The organism is Escherichia sp. E2748, assembly GCF_005781125.1.
Classification (GTDB): domain Bacteria; phylum Pseudomonadota; class Gammaproteobacteria; order Enterobacterales; family Enterobacteriaceae; genus Escherichia.
Genome location: NZ_VATP01000032.1, coordinates 22,490 through 28,875, shown reverse-complemented (window position 1 = coordinate 28,875; position 6,386 = coordinate 22,490). Strand labels below are relative to the sequence as shown.

The following is a 6,386-nucleotide window of genomic DNA, read 5'->3' as shown; positions in this document are numbered from 1 at the left end:
GGGCTGTGATATGCCCCCGCGGGGCGTGGATCAGAGCACGCTGAGAGTGGAATACTATTGCCAGAATAAGCAGGAATTCTCTTATCTGCGCGAAGTATTCATTGATATAACAATGTAATTAATAAAGTTAAAGGTGATATCATGTTAAATATGCGAAAAATTAAATCTATAGAGAAGTTTAAATCTGAACAATATCTCAGAGATGCTCATCCGGTGACTTCTCATGTTAACGCCCTCTCTCCAGGGGTATTAACATGCAGCTTCCCTTCTCAGAAAGGGATAGTGCGAGGGCAGACTATTTATCTGGAATTTTATTATAAATACCAGAATGCGGAAATTGCCATGGATCCTAGCGCAATAAAAATGGATGTGGCGAGTAAAAATATTTTACCAAAACCACATGGTGAGGGAGAATTTACGGATACTGACGGTAGCAAAGTTTATATGTATAAGTATTCGTTCAATGTACCTAACAATATTGCTTTGGGCGATAATGCGATCGACTTGACATTGACTGTACAAGCCCTGGGAGCAGCTGCGCCAGTAACATGTCACTGCCAATATTATGTACTGGAGTCAAATACTGATCTCGATGATGAGATTACTATCTCTTTTGATGACACTCAGATTATTGACTTGAATGCTCCGGAAACTCTTAATGATAGTTATTCAAATCTGTCTGGCGTCACCTATATTACTGGTACGATAACGTATAAACGTAATTTGACGAAATATCCTGGCGATGAAAAACACCAGGATATCCAACTGTATCTGCGACCTGTAAGTATGTCGCAGGCGGTTTTCGAAAACGTATTTTTTATGATGTCTGATACTAATCAGGATTTATCAAAAATATATCCTGACATGCAATATCATTATGTTAGTAATATAATCTCGAGTAAACTTGATGGTTTTGTTATTAACCTTGAAAATGATTCAGCATCGAAAGCTGGCGTGGCAAAGTTCCGTATTTACCCCTGTGCTAAAGATGCCGGTTTCCTGGTAATGACAGTAAGTTCAGGTTCCCCGGATATTGATACTTCTGACTCTAAAGGTCTGTTTATTGAAGGCATTACGCCAGAGTACATGGGATATTCAATGTACTTTGAAAATACCGACGGTGATATTCTTGATGAAGATCAACAGAAAGTGAATTTGCATTTCAAATCTCTGGAGGATGTCGAATCTAAACCTGATTATGGCGGTTTTATAAACGATACCATTCTTGTGTTTAATGAGCCAACTTATGTTGATCTTATGGGAACAGCTGTTATTGGTGATCGAACTTTTTTGGGGCGTTATGAGGTTCCTTCAAAACCGCAGAAAACGATTTATCCCTTTGAATTCGATACTACAGAGTTAATGGTACAGGATAACGTAAATAAAGCCAAAAACAGGATTTCATACATTGTTGCTGAACGTAGCGGCAACGTAGGGATTTCTGAACATAAAAGACTTATTGTCACGAAGGCAATTCCAGTGACGCCGCCGAAAAAAGGAACGTTAAAATCACCAACCTTTATTGATGTTAGTGGAACGGAAATGGTATCTGGAGGGATCATTAATAAGCATCGTATTGGGAATGGTCTGCCTGGTGAACATATGTACTATCGTATTCCGGTTGCTGGAAACCTTACTGCGGGAGATGTTATTAATACTAAAATTGAATTATCGTATTACGATGATGATAATTATGTTTATTCAAATTTACCCGGTCGGTTACTTCACTCCCACGAAATTATGCCAGCAGATGTTACACTAGGTTACCTCCAGGTTGAGATTATGTATGAAGATCTTTGTAATTGCAACAGCGATCCTTTTGGCACAACCAGTAGCAAGTTAATTATCTGGTATGAGACTGAAGGGAACGTTGAAGCTGTGTCTTCTACGCTAATTCTTAATATCGATACAGTAATGTAAGTCAAAAATGGATACCAGCAATAACGCTGGTATCCATTTTTATATTCTATTGCAATAATATTTTGGTATTAATATGTCGAATTATAAATTATTAATCATAGGTGGCATATTATCTTCATTGGCAGGGTGTGCTTATGTTGTGCATCCTCACTGGGATAAATGCGGTAATTCTGCATGCACCGTACAGGCGATAAATATAACAAAAAAATAGGCTGTTGAGTTACAGGTCTGTTTGTTGATTGTTATTTTTATCTACATAGGAGAATAGTTTAAGTTTGCCAGAAAACCGCCGTTATAATTAGTGTGGTGGTTTTCTGACTTTACAAGTAGCACATTGCTACTGTTCTTTATTCCCTTTATTTGGGAAGAAAAATAGAAGTATCAAGGATTGGATACAACCACCTGAACTTTTCGTTTCTGAGTCTCTTTAGTGACTTTCCAGGTACTGTTTGTTGCCCCTGTTATATCGATATATTTACCGCTATTGACGGAGTCCTCGACCTGCCACTGGTAGTTCAATACACCGCACGCTTTTGTACAGGTTGGTGTTGCTGTCAGAGTGTCATTAACGATAGGTGCGCCAGAAACACCGGTACCGCCGCTAATTACCACTTTAATGACATCGTCGCTTCCAGAAATCTGTAGTCCACCTGCGGTTCCGTTTACCGTAGACTGAACAGGTTTGCCCTAGAATGGCTCAGTAATATTTTTGTCAGTTTGTGGAGTAACAAACAGTGTAATTGTCTGTCCTAAATCTTTGTCCTGAATAGTGTAAGTTTCGGTTGCTGCCACTTCAGTAGAGCCAGTCTTCCAGCTATAGAGTCGGGGAGTCGTTGTATCGGGTTTATCTCCATCAACATCGGCAAATGCAAAGTCATGAGTGGGATCGATTTTTACGACATCGCCGTGGTCAAGAATGCCATTTGCATTTTTATCCTCAAAAGTAATATCACCTGCAGTCAGGGTTGGCTCATGACCAGTAATGGGCACCGTTGCGGAAGAGGTGATTATTGCTGCGACGGCATTAACACTCATACTGAGTAAGAAGCCCATTGTAATGCTGGCGGCAGTCTTTTTTTTCAAGCTTAGTTTCATATTCTCTTGTCTTACTATTTATTAACAAATACCCAATACAGATGCGGGATAACGATGACTTTCTGGCTCAGTAATAAGTCATTTGATAATTTGCACCCGCACTTTTCGCTTTTGATCGGCTGTGGAAGGAACATATGTCATCGCTGTGGCACCTGGAATATCGACGTAATTATTACTACCTGCTTGATCTTCTCTCTGCCATTGGTAAGTCAACGCATTGCAGCCTGTTCTACAAGGCATTGTTGCTGTCAGCATATTTCCCACTACAGGCACACCTGTAACCGTTGCGACAGAAACTGTTGTCAGATTAAAGATCAGGCGTTTGCCGGTATCCTTGCCATTAATTTTGACGCCAACAGGTAACTTTGGGTTTTCCAGAAGACCACTAAATGTTGTGGTGTAGTGTCCAGGATTGGTTTCCTGAACGGTATCGAAGGAATATTTCGATGTATCTACAGTACTGTCAGCAATAAAGAATGTTATGCGTTCTTTTTCGTTGCTAATTGGCTGGCCCTTGCTGTCTTGCAAGGTAAGGGTCAGAGTCGACTTGTCAGTACCTCCGACAGAAAACGTTGTCTTGTCAGCAGTAAGCGTACTTTGCTCAAGTGCGGCTGAGGTATCTGTAAAAATGATGTCAGCAGATGCCAGCGTAGTATCTTCCAGGCTTGCAGTAATAGTAAATTTTCCAGCGCTTTCACCGGCAGTTACCGTTGTTGTGTAAATGCCATTACCAGACTCTTTGAGTTTTCCCAGTTGCGGTATAACCGTCGCCTGAGACTTTAATGCGGCAGTTCCTGCTGCCAAAGCCATACCGTCTACCAATGAGTTGATCGGCGAAAATGTGCCATCGAGAATTATCTGGTCAGCTTTACCACTTACCGGTTTCTTCTCATCATCCAGTAGAGTAATTGTCAACGTGGTTTGCGTTTTCTTATCAGCCAGAAGATACGCTACGGCGATGCTAAGGTTGGAATATTTCTTACTTATTGTCGGTGGCGTAAGAACAACCTGCATCTCGGCAGGTCGTGATGCATTACCACGGGTATCATGCGCAATAGCGGAGATTCCCCAGGCATTGATCGCGCCATCTTTCCACTCCGGCAACACCATCTGCCAGCGGGCTCCCTGAGCGATCAACTTACCGCCCGCGGCTAAAAATGATGCGTCATTCCATTCAATATCTTTCAAACCATGTTTTGCCTGCACTTCAGGCAACAACGGAATGACCTGTTTTGATTTTCCTGTTACTCGCCCCGGGAGGTGTAATTTGATAACGGTTTGTTTGCGATACTCAAGAACGATGTCGTTATTACGATTAACAAGGTCATAGCGGCTGCCATTCAGGGTACGGATGCCTTCTACGGCATGCGTATTTAATTGCTGGCGGAGTGGGGTGCCGATGCGCCAGTTCACATCCGCTTTGAGCTGAGTGTCGTGTTTTCCACTCTCGCCAGTGCGATGCTCCGCGCTTAATGTCAGCAGTGGAAATGGTGTGAAATTCACGCCGACAGTCAGAGCCCGGGGGTTTTTCTGTCGGTTTTCTTTACCAAACAGCACGACTTCCCGACCGAAATACTGCTCATACGTTAGCGTGGTGCCAAGTTGCGGGAGAGCGGGAAGGTATCCTTCCAGACGTAAATCCCAACCATTGGCAGGCCGTTCTTCATAATCTTCAACGTCCGGAGATGCTTTCCATCCGGTTAGCCCGATGTAGCCATTAGCGGAAAATTTAACAAAATTACGCCAGTATTCGGCGCCAATCCCCGCCCGGGCATGATCTCCGGATAAATCGTAATCGATAAAGGTATTGAGGCCATACATCGTTTGCTGGTTGAAGTGGCGATAACCAATGCCCTGGTTCACAATGCCCCGCCCGTCAACACGGTGGACGCCGCTTTGAGAAAACAGCAGATTGTTCGGTACGTCGTACCACGGATGAAGCAATATAAAAGAGGAATCTTTTAGCGATAAGTTATCGTCGGCGTTGATTTCTATTTGTGCTGTTCCGTAATGTTGCAGCCATTCAGCGGCGCTTTGATTTGCCTTACCCAGCACAAAGCCTTTGGCCATCGCTTTTGCCATGTTGCTATCCGTATGACCAGAAAGCACTCCTCCAGCCTGAGACGCAAAAGCGGCTAACTGAGTTAATTGAGCATTTTCCTGATCACGATCTTCCGCTTCTGAATCTGCACGTGAGCTATCTCGTTGCGTTTCATAAGGCGTGCTTTTTTGCTCGGCGAGCAAAGCGACATCCGCACTGGCCATAGCAGGCGATATAACCTGGCAAATCGAACCGATCACGACCGTTATACTTTTAAGAACAAAACCGCGGCTAATTATTTTGTTGGTATTGTACATATTCTATAGAGGAAGGCATTTTTATGTTAATAAATAATTTCGCTTTAGAGCAAACGATGATGAAGCAAAAACATCAACTATCTTATAACCAGCTTTCATTAAGTTAAATTATGAGTAAGCACCATAAAGAGAGGGTAATTCCTGTATTGGTGTGATTTTGGTTAATGAACGGGGAGGGTGATTGTTAGCGCTGTAGCGAGTTATAAATCAGCATACAGCCACTGAACCCTGTTGAAGTGGATATAAAAATGATGATTTATTTTTAGGGAAAGTATTTGCAATGATTTTGAAAAAAATGTATTTGTGTCTGGTAATCGATAATTGCATTAAATCTTTAGACATTCTCTGCTGTGCCAGCATTAATCCTGTGCTATAGAGTTAAACCATCCTGTGGATACACGTCTACACGTTTAGGTATGCCTCCACCTTCCGACTTATCCAAATCTTTTTTTTGCCGATAATTTATTAAACAATATAAGTAATCTGTGAGGTGATGCTATGAACGATCATGAAGCACTAGAGAATATGATGAAAGAGATTCAGCAAATCGTATCTTTTCATGCCGGAGCCGAAACAAGAGTCCAGACCAGAGTGACAATCAGGAGTAACGATGATAAGCATATTTTAATAAACATAGGTGAAATTTCAGACATAGATATTCATTTTAAAAGTCCTGTTATGAAATAGAGTTACTCAACATTTTGTTCGTCAAAATATCTGAATTTGTCATATCATACGCTTTCTGGCGATGGAACAGACATAATTGCGATAATGCTTCATGTGGTACATTTTTAGCTTTTATGTCTGAAATTGATATCTGCATAGTATTGTATTCAATGGTTGTTTCTGGTATTTAAACCAGGAATGCTGATATATCCATTTTATAACTACTTGTTTTATCAGTAGAAGTTTTAGTACGTTAATAAATGTCCTGGTTGTTAAAATTATTTTTTGTCCACGTCCTGCACTCTCCGGATTCAATTACTCCTGTCCTTACTGAAGAGCTGTTCTTA

The 6,386-nt window shown here is 41.5% G+C and carries 4 protein-coding genes and 1 pseudogene; 2 read left to right on the top strand and 3 right to left on the bottom strand.

Annotated elements, in window-relative coordinates:
- The first annotated feature begins 141 nt into the window (after positions 1–141).
- On the top strand, positions 142–1,920 hold the full coding sequence (locus tag FEK42_RS20840) for a hypothetical protein (RefSeq protein ID WP_135491792.1): 1,779 nt from the start codon (positions 142–144) through the stop codon (positions 1,918–1,920).
- 381 nt (positions 1,921–2,301) lie between these two features.
- Here FEK42_RS20840 and FEK42_RS20835 read toward each other — a convergent pair.
- The 3 genes and pseudogenes from FEK42_RS20835 to FEK42_RS20825 all read right to left on the bottom strand — a co-directional run.
- Positions 2,302–2,574 (bottom strand): annotated as a pseudogene (locus FEK42_RS20835) (ZirU family protein); the annotation flags it as partial.
- 33 nt (positions 2,575–2,607) lie between these two features.
- Complete coding sequence (locus FEK42_RS20830; protein WP_135491790.1) at positions 2,608–3,015, bottom strand: hypothetical protein; 408 nt, start codon at positions 3,013–3,015, stop codon at positions 2,608–2,610.
- 78 nt (positions 3,016–3,093) lie between these two features.
- Positions 3,094–5,280, bottom strand: coding sequence for an inverse autotransporter beta domain-containing protein (locus tag FEK42_RS20825; protein ID WP_171022642.1), 2,187 nt, complete (start codon positions 5,278–5,280; stop codon positions 3,094–3,096).
- A 591-nt stretch (positions 5,281–5,871) separates the two neighbouring features.
- Here FEK42_RS20825 and FEK42_RS20820 point away from each other — a divergent pair.
- Positions 5,872–6,060: a hypothetical protein gene (locus FEK42_RS20820; protein WP_135491788.1), complete on the top strand. Its 189-nt coding sequence runs from the start codon at positions 5,872–5,874 to the stop codon at positions 6,058–6,060.
- The last annotated feature ends 326 nt before the right edge of the window (positions 6,061–6,386 follow it).